Below are 21,272 nucleotides of genomic sequence, written 5' to 3' on the forward strand. Positions count from 1 at the left end.
TACCTTGAGGGTAGGGAAGGAGGCCTTCACGGACTTCCGGGGTGTGGCACGATGGTCCGATGACGAACTCCCGAAAGGGCCATGCCGCGTAGAGCGCCCGCGCAAGTCCGGCGAGAGCTGCGACTTCGACACCCGGCCGAATCCGGTGAGTGTTTCTCGCCCGCACTGGCCGCCGAGCTCGCCAGGCTCGAACGTTCGCGGAACTATCTCGGGCCCGGCGCGATCCGGACCGCGCTCCGTCTCTGGCGAGAGTTCACCGCGAACCCGTACCGACGGCTTCGGGTCGACAACGAAGGCTGCGGTGTCTGGGAGTGCTGCGGTGATCCCAGGCAGGCGAGGGAAATGCTCGAAGGCGTGCTTCTCGCTCTCCCGGCGAGACTCGCCAAGGAGTTGCGGAGGCACATCGATCCCGAACGGAGCTGAGACCGAGTTCCTTGATCATCGGCGACAGGCCCGTGCCGAGCGCGGCGTTGGAGTAGGCGTCCAGGAAGAGGCCGCCCAGCACGAGATACCACAGCAGATTCGCCTTGCGTGGCAGCCTCGAAAGACCGTTGATCAGGGCTGCCACTTGGGAAACGTTCGAAATCGAGCCTGTCGGGCTGAGCGTCGATGAACTCATGGACCGCCAACTTTCTGCGCTGGCTGTCAGCGATCCGACACAAAAAACAGACACGACGAAGACCGCTGACAGTGGCTCTTCGTCTGTGCCTGTCTGAAGGGAGAAGAGTAGATCCCGATCCGTGGCCCGTCAGGACGGCGCCCTGTCCGGCCACAAAGGACACTCGACGCGAAAGGACGTTCCCCAGTGTCGAGAGGTCAGGCGAACCGGCGATGGCGCGTGAAGGCCCTTCCCTCGGCTCAGCCGAGAAAACTCGACCTTCACACCTTCCGGCAGACAAACGTCGTATCGCGAGGTAGTGAAGGGCTCCTTCACTACCCTCAGGGTAGGCAAGGAGGCCTTCACGGACTTCCGGCCGCCCTCACTGATCCGCGCTCATGGCCTCCCGATCCGACGCCGGGAGCCAGTGCCGCTCCGGATCGAAGGGCCGGTAAGCGGAGCGGACGTGCTCGATCAGCAGCCGCAGCGTGGGGTGCCGGTTCTCGTGCCGCCACAGCAGGGAGAACGGGTACACCGGCGTCGGGTCGACGAGCGGGATCTGGACGACGTCCGGATGCCAGGGCACGTGCATCTTCGCGCCGACGAAACCCAGCCTGTCCTTCGACTCGCTCAGCACCTCGATGTGGTGTTCGAGCCCGAAGTTCGGGCCGTCGGTGTCGACCAGGATGCCGAACTCCGGGCACAGTTCCTGCCAGAACTCCGCCCATTCGCTGGCCCGTGCGTTGTAGGGCATCCACGCCGTCAGGCCGTCGAGTTCCGCCATCGCGACCCGGCGCCGACGTGCGAGCGGATGCCGCCGTCCGACCAGCAGGTTCGCCGGTTCCAGGTAGGCGGGCGTGCGGCCGATCCCCGGGGACGGCACGGTGCTGACGCGGGCGAAGGCGGCATCGACGGACTCGGGCAGCAGGGACCGGCGCAGCGCGCCCAGCCCGGGCGTGACGAGCTCCAGTTCGTCGTCGTGGTCGGCGTGGAAGGCCCGGATGACCTCCATGGTCGCCAGCCGCGTGCCGAGGACGTCGACGCGCAGCGCCCGCCGCCTGCCGTGGAGGCGCTCGACGGCCTGGTCCGCGAGGCTGATCAACGTACGGGCGTGCTTGAGGAACTCCTCGCCGTCTTCGGTCGGCTCGGCCCCGCCGCGCGTCCGCGACAGCAGTCGTACGCCGAGATCCGACTCGAGTTTCGCGACGCGTTTGGAGATCGCCTGCTGGCTGACCTCCAGCCGGATCGCCGCCTCGCTGAAGTACCGGTCATCGGCCACCGCGACGAACGCGCGCACCGCGCCCAGGTCCAGCTCCATTGTGCACTCCCTACAACTTCTGGTTGTCGCTGGTCGCGTGTCGCTTGTTGGACAACACCGGCGAAGCTTGGGTCCAATCGCCGCGTCGGACCGGAATCGTACAACCGTGGGGAGTGGCCGGTGGACTCCTTCGTGCATCTGCACGTTCATACCGAGTACTCGATGCTCGACGGCGCGGCCAAGATCGCGCCCCTGTTCGCGGAGGCCCAGCGGCTCGGCATGCCCGCGGTGGGCATGACCGACCACGGGAACATGTACGGCGCGGACGAGTTCTACCGGCAGTCCGTCCAGGCGGGGCTCAAACCGGTGATCGGCATCGAGGCCTACGTCGCGCCCGAGTCCCGTTTCCACAGGAAACCGGTGTTCTGGGGACGGCGTGGCGACGGCGGCGACGTCTCCGGTGGCGGCGCCTACACGCATATGACCATGCTTGCGGAGAACGCGACCGGGTTGCGGAACCTGTTCAAGCTGTCCTCGCTGGCCAGCCTGGAGGGCTACTACCGCAAACCCCGGATGGACCGGGAGCTCCTCGCCCGGCATCACGAAGGCATCATCGCCACCACTGGATGCCCGTCCGGCGAGGTGCAGACCAGGCTCCGGCTCGGGCAGCCCGGCGAGGCGATCCAGGCGGCGTCGGACTACCGCGACATCTTCGGCGCGGACGACTTCTTCCTCGAGTTGATGGACCACGGGCTCCCGATCGAGCGGTCCGTGCGGGACGGGCTGAAACCCTTGGCCACCAACGATTCGCATTACGTCACGCGGGGTCAGGCGTCCGCGCATTCGGCGTTGCTGTGCGTCCAGTCCGGCAAGACCCTCGACGATCCCGGCCGGTTCAAGTTCGACGGCGACGGCTACTACCTCAAATCCGCGGAGGAGATGCGGGAGTACTGGGACACGGAAGTGCCGGGAGCGGCGGATTCCACGCTGCTCATCGCCGAACGGATCCAGCCCTACGACGACGTCTACCGGCACGTCGACCGCATGCCGGTCTTCGAGGTTCCCGACGGACACGACGAGGAGTCCTGGCTGCGCGAGGAGGTCGCGGCCGGGCTTCGCCGCCGTCTGCCGGACGGTGTCCCGGAGGCGTACCTCGCCCGCGCCGACTTCGAGATCGGTGTGATCGCCGACAAGGGTTTCCCGGCGTACTTCCTGATCACCGCCGACCTGATGAACCACGCCCGCCGCGTCGGGATCCGGGTCGGGCCCGGCCGCGGTTCGGCGGCGGGCTCGCTCGTGGCGTACGCGCTCGGCATCACCAATCTGGACCCGATCGACCTCGGGCTGCTCTTCGAGCGGTTCCTCAATCCCGAGCGGGTCTCCATGCCGGATATCGACATGGACTTCGACGACCGGCGTCGCGGCGAGATGATCAGGTACGCCACCGAAAAGTACGGTGCCGAGCACGTCGCCCAGGTGATCACCTTCGGCACCATCAAGACGAAGGCGGCCATCAAGGACTCCGCTCGTGTCCACTATGGACAGAGTGGGTACGCGATCGCGGACCGGATCTCCAAAGCGCTCCCGCCGCCCGTCGCGGCGAAGGACATCCCGCTCGCCGGGATCGTCGAGCCGGACCACGAGCGGTACGCCGAGGCGGCGGAGGTCCGCGCGCTGCTGGAAGGCGACGGCGAGGCGGCCAAGATCTTCGAGACCGCGCGCGGGCTCGAAGGCCTGATCCGCAACGCCGGCGTCCACGCCTGCGCCGTCATCATGTCGAGTGAACCGCTGCTCGACGCGATCCCGTTGTGGCGGAGGGACGACGGCGCGGTCATCACCGGCTGGGACTATCCGTCGTGCGAGGCCATCGGCCTGCTGAAAATGGACTTCCTCGGCCTGCGGAACCTCACCGTCATCGGCGACGCGCTCGACAACATCAAGGCCAACCGCGGCGAGGAGATCGATCTCGACACGCTCGGCGTAGACGATCCGGCGACCTACGAACTGCTCGCCCGCGGCGACAGTCTCGGCGTCTTCCAGCTCGACGGCGGCGCGATGCGGGATCTGCTGCGCAGGCTGAGGCCGACCGGTTTCGGCGACATCATCGCGGTGAACGCGTTGTACCGGCCGGGTCCGATCGCGATGAACACGCACAACAACTACGCGGACCGCAAGAACGGCAGGCAGCCGATCGAGTCGATCCATCCCGAACTGGCCGGGCCGCTGCGCGAGATCCTGGCCGAGACGCACGGCCTGATCGTGTACCAGGAACAGATCATGCGGATCGCGCGTGACGTCGCGGGATATTCCATGGGCCGGGCCGACGTGCTGCGCAAGGCGATGGGCAAGAAGAAGAAAGAGGTACTGGAGAAGGAGTTCGAGGGTTTCCGCGATGGCATGGTCGCCAACGGCTTCTCGCGCGAGGCCGTGCAGGCACTCTGGGACGCGATCCTGCCGTTCGCCGGCTACGCGTTCAACAAGTCCCACGCCGCCGGCTACGGCCTGGTCGGCTACTGGACCGCTCATCTGAAGGCGAACTACCCGGCCGAGTACATGGCGGGGTTGCTGACTTCGGTGGGGGACAACAAGGACAAGTCGGCGGTCTACCTGTCGGAATGCCGTCGGCTGGGGATCAAGGTGCTGCCGCCGGACGTCAACGAATCGGGGCTCCGGTTCTCCGCGGTGGGGGACGCGATCCGGTTCGGGCTGGGCGCGGTGCGCAACGTCGGCGCGAACGTCGTCGACTCGATCATCAGGACCCGGCGGGAGAAGGGGAAGTACGCGTCGTTCACCGACTTCCTCGACAAGTCGGAACTGGTGGCCTGCAACAAACGCGTCATCGAATCCCTGGCCAAGGCCGGCGCGTTCGACTCGCTGGGGCATACGCGGCTCTCGATCCAGCGGGTGCACGAGGACGTGGTGGACGCCGTGGTGCCGTTGAAGCGCAAGCAGGCGATGGGCCAGTTCGACCTCTTCGGCCCGGGCGAGGAGAGCGACGAGGGCACCTCGCCGCTCGCGCACCTCAAGCTCGGCGTCGAGGAGTGGCCGCGTAAGGAACTGCTCGCGCACGAACGGGAAATGCTCGGCCTGTACGTGTCCGCGCATCCGCTCGACGGGGCGGAACGCGTGCTGCGCGGTCACGCGCCCCGGCCGATCGCGGCGATCCTCGACAACCCGCCGCGCGAGGGGGAACTGGTCGTCGCCGGGCTCATCACGTCGCTGGAGCGGCGGGTGAACAAGAAGGGCGAGCCGTGGGCGATCTGCACGATCGAGGACCTCGACGCGGCGCTCGAAGTGCTGTTCTTTCCCAAGGCGTATGCGCTGTTCGCGGCGGATCTCGCCGAGGACAACGCCGTCCGCGTCAGCGGGCGGGTGAACTGGCGGGAGGACAAGATGTCCGTGTTCGGCGGCGGTCTCGTGCCGCTCGATCTTTCCGCGGCGGAGGATGGGGAACCGCCGCTGACCCTGCACGCGACCGCCCAGCGACTGACCGAGGACGCGGTCCTCGAACTGAAGCGGACTTTGCTGGCGCACAAAGGACGAACACCGGTCCGGGTGAAACTCTCCGAGACGGTGTACGCCCTCGACGACTACCCGGTCGCCGTCAGTTCGATGCTCCTTGGCGAGCTGAAGTCCATCCCCGGCATCACACCGAGCTGCGCCGCAGCAACCTGAGCTGTCCGATCTCCGACACGTTCTTCATCAGTTCGGAGTTCACCCAGGCGACTGTGTGGGCGAAGGTCAGCCCGGCCTCCTCGCCCCACGGATAGGCGGAGGGCGCGTCGAGATCGGCGTCGGTCAAGCGATCCAAGACGGCCAGCCATTCTTCGTGAAGCCCGCGCAGCCATTCGACGGTGGATTCTTCACCGGGCCAGGTGATCTCCTCGCGCTCGCGCGGAGTCCGCCCGTTCGCGTGATCCAGCGCGACACTCCACCACCAGCCGATATGCCAGGTGAGCCAGGCGATCGTGGGGACCGGGATGGGGTCGGGTTCGGTGTCGGCCCAGTCGGGAGTGCCGTCCGGCCGGATCGTCCAGCAAAGCGCCGACGGCTTCCAACGGAAGTCCGCCGGTTCGAGGTCGGCGAGGTGGTATTCGAACAACGACCAGGTCAGATCGAACTGCCAGCGCGACAGTTCGGTACGCGATGCGGACACCCGCGGGATCCTTCCTCCGGGACAGGGCGGCCGCAACCGGTTTACCGTGCGGGCATGACTACTCATGTCGCGCGGCTGAACGGCCGGACGGCGACCGCCGAAGAGCTGGCGCAGCTCGCCTTCGCCGGTTTCGCGCACTTCACGGCCATGCAGGTGCGTGACGGCCGCGTGCGCGGTCTCGACCTGCATTTGGACCGGCTCCGGACCGCCTCGCTGGAGCTGTTCGGCGACGCCCTGCCCGACGACCGGATCCGTTCGTACGTGCGCGAGGCGCTGGAGCCCGGCCCAGCCGATGTCTCCCTCACCGTGACGATCCACCAGCCCGGGGAGCTCGAAGTCCTGGTGCGCACCCGGCCGCCGGCGTCCGGTCCGGCGGGGCCGCTGGCGCTGACGGCCGTCGGCCACGAGCGCGTCCTCCCGTCCATCAAGCACACCGGCGAGATGGCGAAGACGTACTTCCGGCGGCAGGCCATCGGCGAAGGGTTCGACGACGCGGCGTTCGTCGACCGCCGGGGAAGGCTGAGCGAGGCGACGATCTGGAACCTCGCGTTCTGGGACGGCGATACGGTGGTGTGGCCCGACGCCGGCCTGCTACGGGGAACGACGATGGGCATCGTCCAGCGGCGGCTGGGCGCACTCGGCGTGCCGCAACGGGTCCAGGAGGTCACGATCGCCGGCCTGCCGGCGCTCGCGGGCGCGGTGGTCATGAACTCGTGGACGCCGGGGATCGCGGTGCGCCGGATCGGCGCGGCGCCGCTGCCCTCCGCCCCGGCGTTCGTCGCGGCACTGCACCAGGCTTACGAATCCGAACCTCTCACGCGACCTTGAAGGGAAGACGCCGATGAAAATCCTCGTGGTCGGTGCCACCGGGACGATCGGGACCGCGGTCACCGAAGCGCTCACCGCGCGCGGCCACACCGTGCTCCCCGCGTCCCGCTCCAGTGAGATCAAGGTGGACGTCGAGCAGCCCGCCACGTTCGACGCGCTCTTCGGCGCCGAGCCGGGGATCGAGCACGTCGTGTGCTGTGCGGGGAGCGGCTCGCTGGTGCCGGTCGACGACGGCACCGACGAAGAGTTCACCCAAGGGCTGCAAGGAAAACTGCTCGGGCAGGTGTTCCTGCTGCGGCGCGCGATCCCGCGTCTGCCGGACGGCGGCTCGATCACCTTGACCGCAGGCCGGATCCCGGAGACGTTGCGTGGCAGCGCTTTCGGCGTCCTGACCAACGCCGGTCTCGAAGCGTTCGTCGCCGCGGCTGCGCGCGAACTGCCGCGCGACCTCCGGGTCAACGCCGTCAGTCCCGGCTGGGTGAGCGAAACCCTCGCCGCACTCGGCGAACAGGATGGCGGCACCCCGGCGGCCGACGTCGCGCGGAGCTACGTCGAGGCCGTGGAGAACGGGGACCTCACCGGACGCACGTTGGTGCCGTAAGTCGCTTGACCCCGCTGCCACAGTGGACAGTCGTGACGATCCATGACAAGGACAGACAGGAATTCCTCCGGCTGGCCGGGCTCGCGACGCCGATGGCGCTGCGGGTCGCCGTGACCTTGGGACTACCGGACCGGTTGTCCGGGCACGGCGCGGCCGTCGACGAGCTGGCGGCGGAGCTGGGCCAATCTCCGCTCGCCCTCGGCCTGTTGCTCGGACATCTCGCGACCCTCGGCGTCGTCGAGGCGACACCGACCGGCTACCGCACCACCGACTACGGAGCGAAACTCCGCGCCGACGCCGGGAACGGTCTGGCCGGGCTCCTGGACATGAACGCCGCCGGCGGGCGGGGCGAGCTGGCGTTCATCGAACTCGCGCACAGCGTAGCCACCGGCCAGGCGGGGTACGTCCGCCGCTACGGCAAGGACTTCTGGACCGATCTCGCCGAGCAGCCCCAGCTCCGGGAGACGTTCGACCGGCAGATGACCCAGCGGTTCCTGACGCAGGTGCCGAGGCTCGTCTCCGGGTTTGACTGGTCACGGTTCGGCACGCTCGTCGACGTCGGCGGAGGCCACGGCAGCCTGCTAGCCGCGATCCTGAAGGCCAACCCCTCGATGCGCGGCCATCTCGTCGACCTCGCGCCGACCGCCGCGGCCGCGGAACAGGAACTGCTCGCGCAGGGCCTCGAAGACCGCGTCGAGGTCACCGCGGGCAGCTTCTTCGACCCGCTCCCGGCCGGCGCGGACGCCTACCTGCTCTCCGACATCCTCCACGACTGGGACGACGAGCACGCCCAGCACATCCTGGCCCGCTGTGCCGAGGCGGCCGAGCCCGGAGGCCGGGTCCTCGTCATCGAGGCGGTCGGCGGGATCGGGGCGCAGACCGAGTGGGACCTGGTGATGCTCGTGCTCTACGGCGGCCGCGAGCGGCGCCTCGACGAACTTCGCGAGCTCGCCGCCGCGCACGGACTGGTCTTCGACTCCATCACCACGCTGACCGAGGAGCGAAGTCTGCTGGAGTTCCATCGCGAAGATATTCCTTGACAAGAATATTCGGCTGCGTGAATACTTCTGGGCATGGAGCAGATCGCAGCAGCACTGGGAGACGGGGCGAGGCGGCGCATCGTCGAGCTTCTCGCCGAGCGGCCCCGGTCCGTCGGTGAGCTCGCCGAGCTGACCGGCCTGCGGCAGCCGCAGACCACCAAGCACCTGCAGACCCTCGCCCGCGCCGGCCTCGTGACGGTTTTCCCGCTGGGCCAGCGTCGGGTCTATGCGGCCGAAGCGGGCCCGCTGAAGGAATTCGAAGGGCGGCTGCGGGCGCTGATCGCGACCATCGAGGCGAACGAGGGCGAGCGAGATGTCCTCACGCGCTATCAGGCCGCGATCTCCGCGGACGCCGTCTCCGCGAAGCAGGACCGGTGGGCGGACGGGCGGGCGTTCTCGTTCGACCGTCTGCTCGCCGCTTCGCCGGACGCAGTCTGGCGGCATTGGACCGAGCCCGCGCTGCTCGCGTCCTGGTGGGCGCCGCCTTCGATGACCGTCACCGACTGCGTCATCGAGCCGCGGGCCGGGGGCCGGGCCGTGCTCGACTACCGCGACGCGGAAGGGCGATACCGCTCCGCGGGCGAGGTCCGCGCCGCGACCGAACCCGAACACCTCGAATTCGACCTCTCGGTACTGGACGCCAAGGGGGACGTCTTCTTCACCGGTCACTACGACCTGGAGTTCACCGAGGCGCCGGGCGGGACCCGGCTCCGGCTCGATCTGCGCATCACCGAAACGACCGTCGAGGCGGTCCCCTTCATCGCCGGGATCGAAACCGGCTGGGGTCAGGTGCTCGACAACCTCGCAGCTCGGCTCACTCACGAAAAGGACTGAACGACATGACGAATCCGACCGGCCGCCGCGTCACCGCGAACATCAGCCTCACCCTCGACGGCCACTACAGCGGCCCCGGCGGACCCGGCGACATGGGCGCGATCGTTTCGTACGCCACCACCGACGTCGCCCGCGCTCACCTCGCTCGCATCCACGAGAAGGCGACCACCGCGGTGCTCGGCAGGCTGAACGCCGAAGGATTTCTGGGCTTCTGGCCCACCATCGCCGCCGACGAGAACGCCGACCCGCGCGACCGCGCCTACGCGAAGTGGCTGGTGGACGCCGAAAAAGTCGTCTTCTCGAAGACGTTGACCGAAGCGCCGTGGGACCGCGCCCGCGTCGTGAACGCCCCGGCCGCCGACGTCATCGCCGGCCTGAAGGCGAACGGGGAAGGCGACATCCTGGTCAACAGCAGCGCCAGCGTCATCAAGGCCCTGCTCGCGGACGACCTGATCGACCGGCTGTACCTGATGATCTGCCCCGAGATCACCGGCGGCGGGCAGCGGCTGTTCGTCGACGGTCTGCCCGCCTCGAAGTGGGCGCTCGCTTACCGGGAGGCCGGGGAACTGGGGGAGATGGCGCTGGTTTACGACCGGGTGCGCTGAGCGGCGTCGAGTTCGAGGATCGCGCTCGCGACTTCTGACGGGAACAGTGTCGACCAGGCGATCTCGACGGGCGCCGGTTCCATCGCCGCCAGCTCGGACGACTCGGGTTGCCAATCGTCCTTTGTGACGCCGGGAACGCAGTCGAGGAGCCGGGCGAAGATCTTTGGATCCGGGATTCCATCGGCGATGATCGCCAGGTAGGCCTCGTGGGCGTCATCGACGCGGACGAGTGCCTTGATGCGATGGTTCTGGAACTCGGCTACCACGAGCTTTCCACTGGTGAGCGACATGGCGATGAGATGGACCACCAACTGCTTCATCTCGCGTCGCCAGGCGACCGCTTGCTCCGCGCTGAGGCGCTTCCAGTCCCATTCGACAGGGAGGAGATGCGTGGTCGAAACGGTCTTGCCGTCAGTGCACTCGCGCCTGATCGACTCGTAGAAGTCGCGTTGCGGACTGTCGGCTTGGCGATGGCCGGCCGCGCCGATCCACCAGCCTCCGACTTCACTCGGGAGTTCCTCCGGCAGGTCGTCGTCCTGCGATCGGGTTACGACCGCCCGGCGATCTCTGGTCTTGACCTTGAACCACACGCGGTCGTTCAGGGACAAGATTCGCTGGGCGCCGCCGGCGTTCCGGCAAGGAAAGGCTGAGATCGGCAAGGCATCTCTTGGTCGGACGGTCGCCGATTGTGACCTGGGCCATGATCAAATACTAGTGAGCGGCCTCGTGTGGAGATCGACCGCTAGGGCGCCAAGCTACTTCGGCATGCCGCCGAGTTCATCGAGTTCGTCACCGCTCAATCCGGTCATCAAGGAGATGGCGGCAGAGTCGGAGCCGTTGAGCTGTCCGAGGGCGGCTTTGATGCCGGCGTTGATTTCGTCGCGGTGTGCGTCGATGTACTCGCGTACGGCCGCATCGACGATGTCCTTCTTCGAGCGCGACATGAAGTGAGCCGCGTGGGACACGAGTTCATCGGTCGCGGCGTCGACTTTGATCGGCGCGGTCGCTGCGGCCATGGCAGACCGTCCTCCGGTAGTCCCGATCGCCGGTCAGCTACTTGAGAGAGATGGACGTGAAGACCAACGACGGCGTCGGGCAAGGCGATGCAGTGCGGTGAGGCGCCGAACTCGGGTCACGGTCTTCGTCACCACGCCGCTAGTCCTGCCGCCTGTTGCCGAAAAACGGCGATGCGCCCCGACGTCGGAAGCGGGCCGTCGATCAATCCGGTCCCAGCTGCGAGTTCGCGAATCACGCTCGCGTGGTCTGTCGATCGTCCGGCGGCTCGGCTTCGATAGCGGTGCCAAGGCTCTCGCTATCGGCAGGCGAGCTGAAGCCGGATTCAGTCCAAGTAAGATTTGATCTTACTTCGGCGAGGCCCGAGTTCGAGCGATCTGGCACCTCTGGTCAGGGCGTTGTGCATGGTTCGAGACGCCGTCGCGTCACCCCGGGCAGGCTGTGATGTCAGCCGTCTTCGCCAAATCCATGTCGATCTCAGGATGCAACCCCGCCACTCGGCTGGTTGCTGTGAGGGGTGGGCCCGGAGAGACTCGAACTCTCACTGGCACGGACCTAAACCGTGTGCCTCTGCCAATTGGGCTACGGGCCCCCAGTACTGCCCCGAAATCGTAGCGTGCGACACGATCGGCGTTTCTCGGCGTGGCCGGTGCCACCGCGCGGGGTGGCGTCCTCTAACGTGGGCTTCCAGCAAGTCCGTCGCGGCGAGGAGGACACGTGGCTCGCGATCCCGAGACCATCGAGCGTGAGATCGAGCAGGCCAGGAACGCGCTGGTCGCCACGCTCGACCAGCTGGGCACGAAGGCGAACCCCGCGAAGCTGGTGGATTCCGCGAAGACCGGTCTGCGCGCGAAGCTGGACGAGCCCAAGGTGAAGTACCCGCTCATCGGCGGGGCGGTGCTGATCGGCGTGCTGCTGATCCGCAAACTCCTGAAGTAGGTCTCAGGAGGTCTGAGCCGCCTTGGCGGGTGTCTTGGCAGGCTCGGACTTCTCCTTGGACTTCGCCTCGTCGACGGCCTTCGGGAGTTCCTTGCCCTGCGGCACCGGGGGCTTGCCGCCGGTCTTCTCCTTGGCTTTGCCGTTCGCCGGCGGAGGAACCTCGAGTGGTTCGATCTCCGGAAGCGTGAGCCTCGCCGTCATGTAGGCGGCGGTGAACTCGAGGGCGCTGCCGTTGAGCAGGTGCACCACCGTCGAATGTTCCGGCGGGGACAGTTTCTCGACCAGCTGGTCGGCCCGGTCCCGTGCCGCGATGATGCCCGGCGCACGACCGGTCAGTTCCTTGCCGGAGCCGCTGACCGTTATCTTCCAGTCGTCGTCCTCCTGGACGTACGACGCGGTGATCGGTTCGGTCATCCGCCTCACCCCTCTCCTCGCGAGCAAGCGTCACTCAATGGACTTCGTCACGCCGCCGTCATGACGCCACTTTCGGGTGGTGGCGCCCCCTCCTGACGGAAGCCGCGACTGTCCATCAGACTTTCTACAGTGTCATCGATACAGTAGGACAACTCTGTGTCACAAGACACTGGCGGCAATGTGCTCTGAGTGACGACCGAATGGCCTAATGCACGAGCATCTTCACAGTCGTTTCAGCGGGCCCGCGCGGACAGGCCTGACCAGAGGACATCCATGGCGTATCCGGTCGCGGTTTCGGGGCTGACGTCCTCGTGTCGTTCGCACCAGATCGCGAGCCGCTCGCACGCGCCGACGACGAACTCCGCGGACGCCTCGGCACGGAGGTCGTCTCCCGCGTCGAAGTAGTCACCCATCAGTGCGGCGATCAGGTCGGTCTGCTGGCGCCGGGTCTGCTCGATCTCGTCGGCGGCGCCGGTCCCGATCAGTGCCATCTCGTGGCGGAGCAGCGACCAGGCCTGCCGTCGTTCCCGGATGAAGACGAAGAAGGCGAGCAGCCCGCGCCGCAGCGCGTCCTCGGCGGAGGTCGCGCCGACGGTCGCCCGTTCGGTGACCTCGCGCAGCGCCGCCCGCGACTGCTGGATGCAGGCCAGCAGCAGCCCCTCTTTCGAGTTGAAGTACTCGTAGAGCATCGGCTTGGAGACCCCGACGCGTTCCGCGATGTCGTCCATCGAGGCCGCGCTGTAGCCGCGTTCGGCGAAGACCTCTTCGGCGATTTCGATCATCTGCCGCATCCGCTCTGCTCGTGGCATGCGTTTGCGCTTCGCCGTCGTCACCTCAACACTCTACCGAAGGTAACCTACTTCGAGTAAGGTGAACTCCCGGTAACAGGTAAAACGAACGAGAGGCCGGGGTCATGGGCAACCGCACCGAGACCGGTGTCGTCATCGTCGGGACCGGCTTCTCCGGGCTGGGCATGGCCATTCAGCTGCGCAAAGAGGGCCGCGAGGACTTCGTCATCCTGGAGAAGGCCGACGACGTGGGCGGCACGTGGCGGGACAACACCTACCCCGGCTGCGCCTGCGACATCCCCTCGCATATGTACTCGTTCTCGTTCGAGCAGAACCCCGGCTGGTCCCGCGCGTACTCGCCGCAGCCGGAGATCTGGCAGTACATGCGCGACGTCGCCGCGAAGTACGACCTGCACCGCTTCATCCGCTTCGGCCAGGAGATGACCGGCGCCCGCTGGGACGCGGACGAGAACCGCTGGCACGTCGCCTCGAAGTCGGGGGACGAGTTCGTCGCTCCCGCGCTGGTCGCCGGGGTCGGCGCGCTGCATCTGCCGCAGATCCCGAAGCTGCCCGGCATCGAGCGTTTCCAAGGCCGCGCCTTCCACTCCGCGCGGTGGGAACACGACTACGACCTCACCGGCAAACGCGTCGCCGTGGTCGGCACCGGCGCGAGCGCGATCCAGTTCGTGCCTCGGATCGCGAAGGACGTCGCCAAGCTGACGCTCTTCCAGCGGACGCCGCCGTGGATCATGCCGAAGCCGGACCGCGAGATGCCGGAAGCGCTCCGGAAGACGTTCAGCTCGGTGCCGCTGCTGCAGCGTGCCTTCCGCAACGTCCTCTACTGGGGTCTCGAAGCCCGCGCGATCGGCTTCAACGGGCAGCCGTGGGTGATGAAGATCGGCCAGCGCATCGCGAAGCGCAACATCCACAAGAGCGTCAAGGACCCGGAGCTGCGCCGTAAGCTGACGCCGGACTACACCATGGGCTGCAAGCGGGTCCTGGTCTCCAACGACTACTACCCGGCGCTCGCGCGGGACAACGTCGACGTCGTCACCGACGGCGTGAAGGAGGTCCGCGAGCACAGCGTCGTCGACGGCGCCGGTGTCGAGCACGAGGTCGACGCGATCATCTACGGCACCGGATTCCACGTCACCGACGCCTTCGACGACCTGGAGATCATCGGCCGCGACGGGCGCAACCTCGGCAAGGAGTGGGCGACCGAGGGGATGCGGACGTATCAGGGGATCACCGTGTCCGGGTTCCCGAACCTGTTCTTCCTGCTCGGGCCGAACACCGGGCTGGGGCACAACTCCGTGGTGTTCATGATCGAAGCGCAGATCTCCTACGTCGCGCAGGCGCTGCGGCTCGCGCGTGGCAAGGCGCTCGACCCGCGGCCGGAGGCGCAGGAGCGCTTCAACGGCGATATCCAGCGCAAACTCGCCAAGGGCATCTGGACCCAGGGCGGCTGCAAGAGCTGGTACCTCGACGCGAAGGGCGTCAACCGCACGATCTGGCCGGGCTTCACCTGGCGGTACTGGCTCGACACCCGCAAGGTTCGCCGCGAGGACTACGAACTGCTCGGCTGAGCCGGGAAGAGGGAGGGTCCGTGAAAGCCAAGATGGGGGGCATGGCCTTCACGGACCGCGGAACGCCGCGCTCATGAGGGGTTGAGCCGGCGAAGCCTTCCGATGAGATCGACGGTGGGGATGCCGCAAAGCTCGGCCATCCGTTCCAGCGCCGCGAGATCGAGATGGACCTCGGCGGAGCCGTTGTCACTCGACCGCTTGAGCCGGTCGTCCGCCCACCGCCGCAGGGGGAGCAGTTCCTCCTGCTCGTCCTTGATCACCTGGCGCAGGTCGATCCGGACCCGGCCCGGTTCGTCCACGAACACCCGGCGATGCACCTTGGCCAGCAGATCCTGTGGCAGTTCGTCCATCGCGACGCACAGTTCGACCAGCCGCACCACGGAACAGTGCCGGGTGCCCAGCTCGTAGGTCGCCAGCGTCTGGAGCGAGATCTCGCTCTGCAGATGCTGGTTCAGTTCCTTGCGTGTCCAGCCACGTTTACGGCGGAGCTTGCGGAGCTCGTCTCCGAGTATCCGCTGATAGCTCTCAGCGTCGATCAGCACTCCCCATCTCCTGCCTTGCCAACCTTCTCCGCCGCCCGCCCCGTGTGACAAAACCGGGGACGAGCGCGCTCACGTGTATGAAAGTCGGCAGGGTCGCCGCTCTTACGCGGTTTCGGGGGTGCTTTTCCTATCGATTTCCGCTCGCTGGGCCGAATGGGTGAAGGAAAGGTGGCTGGAGGGCCGTTTCGGTGGCCTTCGGCGTGCTCCCGAGCGTGTCAGTGCTGCCCGCCGCCCGCCGCCTGACGCGGCGGTGGCTTCGCGACACACGTCCGGACAAGGGGCTCGCCAAAGCCACGCCGGCGGGTGGTGAAGGCCTCCTTCCCTACCTTCAGGGTAGGGAAGGAGGCCTTCACCACCCGCTCGCCTGTTGTCAGTTGACGCAGGGCACGCCTTCGGCGGTGATCGGCTTCTCGTCGGACTGCTCGGGCGGGGGTGCGGCGGCCGACGAACCGGCGGCGTTCTGCGAGGAGCCGGAGCCCTCGGCGCCGCTCGGCGCCTTGAAGTCCGAGCCGAGGAAGACCATCACGTGCCCGGCCTCGACGCTCTTGTCCTCCTGGACGGTCGGGTTGCCGCCGAGCGCGTCGGCGACCGCCTGGCCCGCCGCCTTCTCGCCCTTGGCGACCCAGACCACCGTCTTCTTGCGCGCGCTCGCGGTGGCCGTGTCGCCCGCGGTGAAGCCCTTGTCGACGAGCTGCTTCAGCACCGACGAGGCCAGCCCGTCCCGGTTCGTCGAGTTGCGGACGTCGACCGTGGTCGCCTTGTTGGGCGACTCGGCGGGCGGCGCCTGCTGCTGTTCGACCGGCTGCGGGCCCGCGAGCCCCTGGACGAAGTTCTTCACCTGCTTCGGATCGACCTGGATGGCGACGCCGTCGTTCGGGGTCTTGTACTCGATGTTGACGATCGGGATCGTCCGGAACTCGAGCTGGCCGCCGGTCAGGCTCTTCATCTGCTGCGCGAAGCCGAAGACGTCCCAGTTCTGGTTGAGCACCACCGACTTCTTGATGGCCGTGATCAGGTCGTTGAGCTTGCCGGGGTTCGCGAGCGTGCCCGCCGACAGCACCTTCCGCGCCATCCCGGCCATGAACACCTGCTGCCGGACGACGCGGTCGAGGTCGCCGCGCGGCAGCCCGTGCCGCTGCCGGACGAAGCCGAGCGCCTCGACGCCGGAGATGGTGTGCGGGCCCTTGGAGAACTTCGCGCCGGAGAACTGGTCGTTGACGTCGTTGTTGAGGCAGACGTCGACCCCGCCGATGGCCTGCGTGATCTCGCTGAAGCCCAGCAGGTTGATGGCGGCGTAGTTGTCGATGGTCGAGCCGGTCAGCTGCTCGACCGTCTTGATCAGGGTCTTCGCCCCGGCCTCGTTGGCCTTCTGGTCGAGTTCCTTCGGGTCGGAGACGCCGTTCTCCTGCTGCTTCTTGCGCTCGTCGAGCATCGCGCGGGCGTAGGCCGAGTTGATCTTGTGCTTCCCGTAGCCGCCGGGGATGTCGACGTAGGAGTCGCGCGGCAGCGAGATCGCGACGGCCTTGGAGCCGTCGTTCGGGATGTGCACGAAGATCAGCGAGTCGGTGTTCAGCTCGCCGTCCGCCTGCCCGGCGCGCAGCTGGGCCAGGACTTCCTTGGACAGCGGGTTGCCCTGTGCGTCCGTGCGGCTGTCGAGGCCGACCAGCAGGATGTCGCGGGCGCCGTCGGCGGGCTTCTCGCCCTCGTCCGCGCCGATGCCGACGTTCGCGAAGGTCAGGCCGTCCATCGCGGCCCACGCGTACCCGGTCAGGCCCATCACCAGCAGCGAGACCAGCCCGAGAGCGATCTTGGGGCCGCGGAACGACCGCCGGCGCGGTGCCGGGCGCCGGGGCGGCATGCCCGCGGCCTGACGGGCGGGCGCCGGGCGGGCTCCACGGGGCGGGGCCGGTCGGGAAGGAACGCGTCCGGGCGCGTCCTGCCTAGGCCGGGCGGGACGTCGATCCCCATGCCCATTCCGAGGCGGGTACTCCACGCGGTCTGCTCCTTCTGGTCGTTACCGGTTCGACGGTCTCTTCAAGGGACGCATGGTGCCTGTTGCGGGTTGTCGCAGGATTACACATCCCCCCGAAGATGTGGCACGCACCACCGGTTTCCTCGTAATGGTACGGAGAATGCCTGGTCAGCGCCGTATGGTTCAGGGGAGGACACGCCGGGCCGCGCGGGCCGGGACCAGCGTGGCGGCCGCCGCGAGCATCGCGACGACGATCGTCGCGACCGGCAGCGCGACGGACGCGGCGCTCACCTGCTTCCCATCGAGGGCGGTCATCAAGGGCGGCGCGCACGCGACCGCGCAGACGAGCCAGGTCCCGGTCATCCGGCTGGTGCCGTTCCGCACGGTATGCAGCAGGTACACCCCGAGCAGCAGGTTGACCAGGCTCTGGACCGGGCCGAACCGGATCCCGAGGAGGTCGGCGTCGGCGGACGCGCCACCGAAACGGGTCAGGGCGAACCCGAACACGCCGAGCATCGCGTACGCCATCCCGACCGTGGCCGCCGCGCGGCAGAAGACCATGGCCCGCAGGCCCGGCTCGTCGACCGTCCGCTGTTGCGGCCCCGAATGCCGCTCGAACCACCAGAAGACGAGCACGGCGGGCACGGCCAGCAGCGCCATCGCGAGCAGGACCCTCGGGCGCGCCAGCCAGCTGAGCCCGTCCACGAACGGCCCCGGCAGGTAGACGACCGCCACGAGCAGCAGCATCGCGGACAGGAAGCCGAGGTACAGGCTCATCGGGGCGCGCAGCACGAGGCGCGCGGTGGCGGCGACCGCGGGACGGCCGCCGAGCCGGGCCAGCGGCCGCGCGAGCAGGCCGAGGAGCGCGAGCTGCACCAGGCCGAGCAAGAGCACTCCCCACGGCGGACCCGACAGGGCCGCCGGGGCGCCGGGCCCGCCGAGCAGCATCGGCCCTTCGCCGCGGACGGCGACCGCGAGACCCAGCCCGGCCGCGCCGGTGAACGCCGTCACCACGAGGGCGGCACGCGGCAGGCGGACGCCGTCGGCGTGGGCGAACGCCAGTTGCTGGACGAACAGGGCGAGGAACAACGTCTCCGCGTAGCGCGGGACGGCCGAACCGGACCACTGCGCGGCGGCCTCGCTCGCCAAGGTCAAGGCCAGTAGCCCGGCGACGGAGGCGGTCCGCGTCCGGCGATACAGCGTCAGCAGCGCCGGCGCGAGGACGACGGTCAGCAGGAAGACCCCGAGCAGCCAGAGCGGATGCAGCGCGATCCGCATGACGGTGGCGTTCGTGCCCGTCGGGATCCCCAGTACCTCCAGCGCGAGGGGCACGACCAGCGCGACGACAGCGAAGATCAGCGCCGGGCGCAGCAACGGGCTCGCGCGGTCGGCGAGGTACTGCGGGTAGCGGCCGCCGGTCGCGCGGATCGACCGCCAGCCGGCCTCGTTGATCCGGCCGACCGCGAAGAAGATGAGCGGGCAGAGCTGGGCGAGCCAGGTGAACGGCCACAACGACCGCTCCGGCGCCCCCGCCCAGTGCGCGAGCGCGACGGCGGATTCGCCGAGCAGCATGAGGACGACACCGGTGACCCCGAGCAACGCCCACCGGCCGACCGGGACGACCGGCCGCGGCTCGGCCGGGAGCGTGACGGCGGCCCGGCGGTTGCGAACCCAGCCGCGCAGCCGGAACACCAGCAGGGCGCCGATCACCAGCACGCCGACGATCATCGGGCCGAGCGGGTCGCCGACCGGCGGCCCCCAGCGCTGATGCCAGGAGTTGAGCACGAGACCGGCCGTATAGAGGGAGGCGACGACGTCGCAGGTGCCGCGCGAGTCCATCGGGTTGAGGACGCAGGCGTTGTGCATGTCCGCCGAGAGCCGGTCGTCGAGCGAGGCCCTGGCCTCCTGCCCGAGCGGGTGCCCCTTGCGTTCGGCGTAGCGGAGGATGTCGTAGCCCAGGTCGTGCGCCTTGCAGGGGACCGCGTAGTCCCACTTGGTGTTGTCGTCGCCCCAGGGCGCCGAGCATCCACCGTCGGTGTGGACGGCGCGCACGGTGCCGTCGCGTGCCGTCATCACCCCCGGGGTGATCCCGCTGACCGCGGTGAAGTCGGCGGGCAGTGCGGCGATCGCGTTCTCGACCGGGCCCGGCCGCACCAGCGCGTCGACCGCGTTCTGCGCGGCGAGGATGTCACCCGTCGGTGGCCCCTGGTCCGGCGGCGAGGCGGGCCGTGACGCGATGAGCCCGAAGCCGAACACCAGCACGGTGACCAGCAGCAACCAGCCCGAAGTCGACCACGGCCGCCGGATCCGGGCAGGACGAGCGGCGGCTTCGGCTGTCGCTGGCATGGCGTCCAGGGTGCCATCCGCCGATCAAGGCCGACATCCGGATAACCCCCGGGGTTTCTTGGGCGGTCCCCTGATGGCGTGACCGGCCGAACGCGTTTAGTCCTCTGAATGCTCGTCTTCGGTGGGCGGTGGAGGAGCGGGCCGGTCCACGTCCTGGGCGAAGCGCACCTGGTTGCGGCCGTTCTCCTTGGCCACGTAGACGGCGGCGTCGGAGGCGTGCAGGAGTTCCTCCAGGGATTCACCGTGACGAGGGAACAAGGCCGCCCCGATCGAGGCGGTGCGGCCCGAGATGGTCACCCGGCTGCCCCTTTTGTCGGTAGTCACTATATGCAGTTCGGCGATAGCACTGCGCACTCGCTCGGCGGCGAGTTTGGCCGCCGTTTCGTCGATATCCGGCAGGAGTACGAGGAATTCCTCGCCGCCGAAGCGGCCGATGACGTCGGCGGGCCGGGTGACCTCGTCCAATTTCCGTGCCACATCGCGGAGGACGTCGTCGCCCGCCGGATGTCCATATGTGTCGTTAATCCACTTGAAGTGGTCGAGATCAATCATCAGAAGGGCCAGGTTGTCGTCCGATCGGGCAGTCCTTCCAAGCGCCCGATCGGCCGACTCCGACCATCCGCGCATGTTGAGAACGCCGGTTTTCGGGTCCGTCCGCGCGTCGTTTTGCAGTTGGTCGATCTCGGCGAGGCGATTGAACACCACCGTCACCACGGCCATCACGATCACCATCGGTGGCATGATCAACAGCAGTACCGCGGTGACCGCGCCGAGGCCGATCGTGATGGCCTCCAGCAGGTTGTCCGCCGCGTTGCCGAGCACTGTGGAGATCGACGGCCGCTTCGGCGAGCCGAGCGCGAGGATGCCGCCGATGTAGGCGATCTGCACCGCTTCGAAGACCATTCCGGTGACGATCAGGACACCGAACTCGCCGAGGGTGTCCCAGCCGGAGATCCTGCCCCATTCATGCGGCCCGAACGCGGCGAAGGTGAGCGACGCCAGTGTCACCGAAACGCCGTGGGTGACCGACGAGAACACGAAGTTGTGCGCGGGACGGCGGGCGATGAACCAATGCTGGATCCGGACGATCGCGATGATGGAAAGCGTGAGCGAAAGTGGCAGGATCACCGCGGCGGGAAATGTCCAGACCGCCGTGAGGTCGATGAGGACGGTGCGGCTTCGGTCGCGCCGTCTTTCTTCTTGCCGCTGGGTGAGCTGAATATGTGCCGTGGCGCCGACAGCGAGAACCGCGAAACGAACCCAGTCTATTCTTCCCGGATTAGTGGAATTCATCGTCGCGACGACCATGATCGCGATTCCGATGGCCTCCATCGCGAAAAGGAACGCGATGAATCGCTTCGGCCGCTGCCACAGCGCCCACGCCCTGGGATCGTAGGGATGGCGTTCCGGCGGCCCGGTCCGGTCACCTTCCGGACTCGCCTGCCCGCGTTCGGTCACCGGTACACCGCTCTGGGCGGCGGGTGTCGCCGTCGCGTCGTCAAGGTCGCCGGTGCCGTCACCGTGCTGGCGGCGGTCACCGGTCTCGGCTGGCAATTGCTACCTCTTTTCCGCGCGGACGGCACGGCTGAGTAATCTCACCGGTACCGACTGATACACCGTTCGTATTCCACGGCCGGTATCATCCCATCGCATCGGTTGTCCGACACAGGCAAGGGTGCCCGCGAACACGGACCGGAGGTGCCAATCGTGTCCCGTGATTTCTGATCTTGGCAACTGAATGTTTTTCGAGA

Annotated in this window: 19 protein-coding genes and 1 tRNA gene; 9 read left to right on the forward strand and 11 right to left on the reverse strand. The window is 67.9% G+C overall.

Going from position 1 to position 21,272, the window contains the following annotated elements:
* Window positions 1–81 precede the first annotated feature (81 nt).
* Window positions 82–423, forward strand: a complete 342-nt coding sequence (locus tag AC0685_RS30375) for a hypothetical protein (RefSeq protein WP_478228625.1) — start codon at window positions 82–84, stop codon at window positions 421–423.
* Between the two features lie 557 nt (window positions 424–980).
* On the opposite strand, the gene AC0685_RS30380 is transcribed toward AC0685_RS30375, so the two are convergent.
* Window positions 981–1,916 (reverse strand): LysR family transcriptional regulator, encoded by a 936-nt coding sequence (locus tag AC0685_RS30380; protein ID WP_478228626.1) that lies wholly within the window; start codon window positions 1,914–1,916, stop codon window positions 981–983.
* Between the two features lie 120 nt (window positions 1,917–2,036).
* Between AC0685_RS30380 and dnaE the strand changes: the two genes are divergently transcribed.
* A complete protein-coding gene (gene dnaE, locus AC0685_RS30385) occupies window positions 2,037–5,531 on the forward strand; it encodes a DNA polymerase III subunit alpha (RefSeq protein ID WP_478228627.1) in 3,495 nt (1,164 codons plus the stop codon).
* On the opposite strand, the gene AC0685_RS30390 is transcribed toward dnaE, so the two are convergent.
* Window positions 5,503–6,012: a DinB family protein gene (locus AC0685_RS30390; protein ID WP_478228628.1), complete on the reverse strand. Its 510-nt coding sequence runs from the start codon at window positions 6,010–6,012 to the stop codon at window positions 5,503–5,505. The genes dnaE and AC0685_RS30390 overlap by 29 nt on opposite strands.
* Window positions 6,013–6,066: 54 nt before the next feature.
* Between AC0685_RS30390 and AC0685_RS30395 the strand changes: the two genes are divergently transcribed.
* Genes AC0685_RS30395 through AC0685_RS30415 form a run of 5 tightly spaced genes read left to right on the forward strand, consistent with a single transcriptional unit; the run spans window position 6,067 to window position 9,920 of the window.
* Window positions 6,067–6,840: an aminotransferase class IV family protein gene (locus AC0685_RS30395; RefSeq protein WP_478228629.1), complete on the forward strand. Its 774-nt coding sequence runs from the start codon at window positions 6,067–6,069 to the stop codon at window positions 6,838–6,840.
* Between the two features lie 13 nt (window positions 6,841–6,853).
* Complete coding sequence (locus AC0685_RS30400) at window positions 6,854–7,441, forward strand: short chain dehydrogenase (protein WP_478228630.1); 588 nt, start codon at window positions 6,854–6,856, stop codon at window positions 7,439–7,441.
* Between the two features lie 32 nt (window positions 7,442–7,473).
* The gene (locus AC0685_RS30405; protein WP_478228631.1) at window positions 7,474–8,481 is read left to right on the forward strand and encodes a methyltransferase; all 1,008 of its coding nucleotides are present in this window, start codon (window positions 7,474–7,476) and stop codon (window positions 8,479–8,481) included.
* 33 nt (window positions 8,482–8,514) lie between these two features.
* On the forward strand, window positions 8,515–9,315 hold the full coding sequence (locus AC0685_RS30410) for a metalloregulator ArsR/SmtB family transcription factor (protein ID WP_478228632.1): 801 nt from the start codon (window positions 8,515–8,517) through the stop codon (window positions 9,313–9,315).
* Window positions 9,316–9,320: 5 nt separating this feature from the next.
* Entirely contained in the window at window positions 9,321–9,920 is a 600-nt protein-coding gene (locus AC0685_RS30415) for a dihydrofolate reductase family protein (RefSeq protein WP_478228633.1), read from the forward strand.
* Here the strand turns inward: AC0685_RS30415 and AC0685_RS30420 are convergent.
* The 3 genes from AC0685_RS30420 to AC0685_RS30430 form a co-directional block, all read right to left on the reverse strand.
* Complete coding sequence (locus AC0685_RS30420; protein ID WP_478228634.1) at window positions 9,902–10,528, reverse strand: hypothetical protein; 627 nt, start codon at window positions 10,526–10,528, stop codon at window positions 9,902–9,904. The two genes, AC0685_RS30415 and AC0685_RS30420, sit on opposite strands and share 19 nt — an antisense overlap.
* Before the next feature lie 147 nt (window positions 10,529–10,675).
* The gene (locus AC0685_RS30425) at window positions 10,676–10,936 is read right to left on the reverse strand and encodes a hypothetical protein (protein WP_478228635.1); all 261 of its coding nucleotides are present in this window, start codon (window positions 10,934–10,936) and stop codon (window positions 10,676–10,678) included.
* A 516-nt stretch (window positions 10,937–11,452) separates the two neighbouring features.
* A tRNA-Leu gene (locus AC0685_RS30430) sits at window positions 11,453–11,526 on the reverse strand.
* Between the two features lie 125 nt (window positions 11,527–11,651).
* Here AC0685_RS30430 and AC0685_RS30435 point away from each other — a divergent pair.
* Window positions 11,652–11,873 (forward strand): DUF3618 domain-containing protein, encoded by a 222-nt coding sequence (locus AC0685_RS30435; RefSeq protein ID WP_005165704.1) that lies wholly within the window; start codon window positions 11,652–11,654, stop codon window positions 11,871–11,873.
* Between the two features lie 3 nt (window positions 11,874–11,876).
* Here AC0685_RS30435 and AC0685_RS30440 read toward each other — a convergent pair whose 3' ends face one another.
* Together AC0685_RS30440 and AC0685_RS30445 are read right to left on the reverse strand one after the other, a co-directional pair.
* On the reverse strand, window positions 11,877–12,287 hold the full coding sequence (locus AC0685_RS30440; protein WP_199745356.1) for a hypothetical protein: 411 nt from the start codon (window positions 12,285–12,287) through the stop codon (window positions 11,877–11,879).
* A 233-nt stretch (window positions 12,288–12,520) separates the two neighbouring features.
* Window positions 12,521–13,078 carry a TetR/AcrR family transcriptional regulator gene (locus tag AC0685_RS30445; protein WP_192744090.1) on the reverse strand — a complete coding sequence of 186 codons (558 nt, stop codon included), beginning with the start codon at window positions 13,076–13,078 and terminating at the stop codon, window positions 12,521–12,523.
* A gap of 122 nt (window positions 13,079–13,200) precedes the next feature.
* Between AC0685_RS30445 and AC0685_RS30450 the strand changes: the two genes are divergently transcribed.
* Window positions 13,201–14,661, forward strand: a complete 1,461-nt coding sequence (locus AC0685_RS30450; RefSeq protein ID WP_478228636.1) for a flavin-containing monooxygenase — start codon at window positions 13,201–13,203, stop codon at window positions 14,659–14,661.
* 71 nt (window positions 14,662–14,732) lie between these two features.
* Here AC0685_RS30450 and AC0685_RS30455 read toward each other — a convergent pair whose 3' ends face one another.
* From AC0685_RS30455 to AC0685_RS30470, 4 genes are all read right to left on the reverse strand, one after another.
* Window positions 14,733–15,203 carry a helix-turn-helix domain-containing protein gene (locus AC0685_RS30455; protein ID WP_478228637.1) on the reverse strand — a complete coding sequence of 157 codons (471 nt, stop codon included), beginning with the start codon at window positions 15,201–15,203 and terminating at the stop codon, window positions 14,733–14,735.
* A 370-nt stretch (window positions 15,204–15,573) separates the two neighbouring features.
* Window positions 15,574–17,196, reverse strand: a complete 1,623-nt coding sequence (locus AC0685_RS30460) for an LCP family protein (RefSeq protein WP_478228638.1) — start codon at window positions 17,194–17,196, stop codon at window positions 15,574–15,576.
* Between the two features lie 162 nt (window positions 17,197–17,358).
* Complete coding sequence (locus AC0685_RS30465; RefSeq protein WP_478228639.1) at window positions 17,359–19,521, reverse strand: phospholipase A2; 2,163 nt, start codon at window positions 19,519–19,521, stop codon at window positions 17,359–17,361.
* Between the two features lie 96 nt (window positions 19,522–19,617).
* Window positions 19,618–21,075: a GGDEF domain-containing protein gene (locus AC0685_RS30470; RefSeq protein ID WP_478228640.1), complete on the reverse strand. Its 1,458-nt coding sequence runs from the start codon at window positions 21,073–21,075 to the stop codon at window positions 19,618–19,620.
* Window positions 21,076–21,272: the final 197 nt, after the last annotated feature.

The sequence above is a fragment of the Amycolatopsis sp. NPDC043889 genome (assembly GCF_056435645.1).

Bases quoted from the DNA above. Each gene is read 5' to 3' on its own strand.
- AC0685_RS30440 (WP_199745356.1), bottom strand. From the start codon at position 12,287: ATGACCGAACCGATCACCGCGTCGTACGTCCAGGAGGACGACGACTGG.
- AC0685_RS30410 (WP_478228632.1), top strand. From the start codon at position 8,515: ATGGAGCAGATCGCAGCAGCACTGGGAGACGGGGCGAGGCGGCGCATC.
- AC0685_RS30450 (WP_478228636.1), top strand. From the start codon at position 13,201: ATGGGCAACCGCACCGAGACCGGTGTCGTCATCGTCGGGACCGGCTTC.
- AC0685_RS30445 (WP_192744090.1), bottom strand. From the start codon at position 13,078: ATGCGGCAGATGATCGAAATCGCCGAAGAGGTCTTCGCCGAACGCGGC.
- AC0685_RS30395 (WP_478228629.1), top strand. From the start codon at position 6,067: ATGACTACTCATGTCGCGCGGCTGAACGGCCGGACGGCGACCGCCGAA.
- AC0685_RS30415 (WP_478228633.1), top strand. From the start codon at position 9,321: ATGACGAATCCGACCGGCCGCCGCGTCACCGCGAACATCAGCCTCACC.
- AC0685_RS30425 (WP_478228635.1), bottom strand. From the start codon at position 10,936: ATGGCCGCAGCGACCGCGCCGATCAAAGTCGACGCCGCGACCGATGAA.
- AC0685_RS30375 (WP_478228625.1), top strand. From the start codon at position 82: ATGCCGCGTAGAGCGCCCGCGCAAGTCCGGCGAGAGCTGCGACTTCGA.
- AC0685_RS30400 (WP_478228630.1), top strand. From the start codon at position 6,854: ATGAAAATCCTCGTGGTCGGTGCCACCGGGACGATCGGGACCGCGGTC.
- AC0685_RS30465 (WP_478228639.1), bottom strand. From the start codon at position 19,521: ATGCCAGCGACAGCCGAAGCCGCCGCTCGTCCTGCCCGGATCCGGCGG.
- AC0685_RS30380 (WP_478228626.1), bottom strand. From the start codon at position 1,916: ATGGAGCTGGACCTGGGCGCGGTGCGCGCGTTCGTCGCGGTGGCCGAT.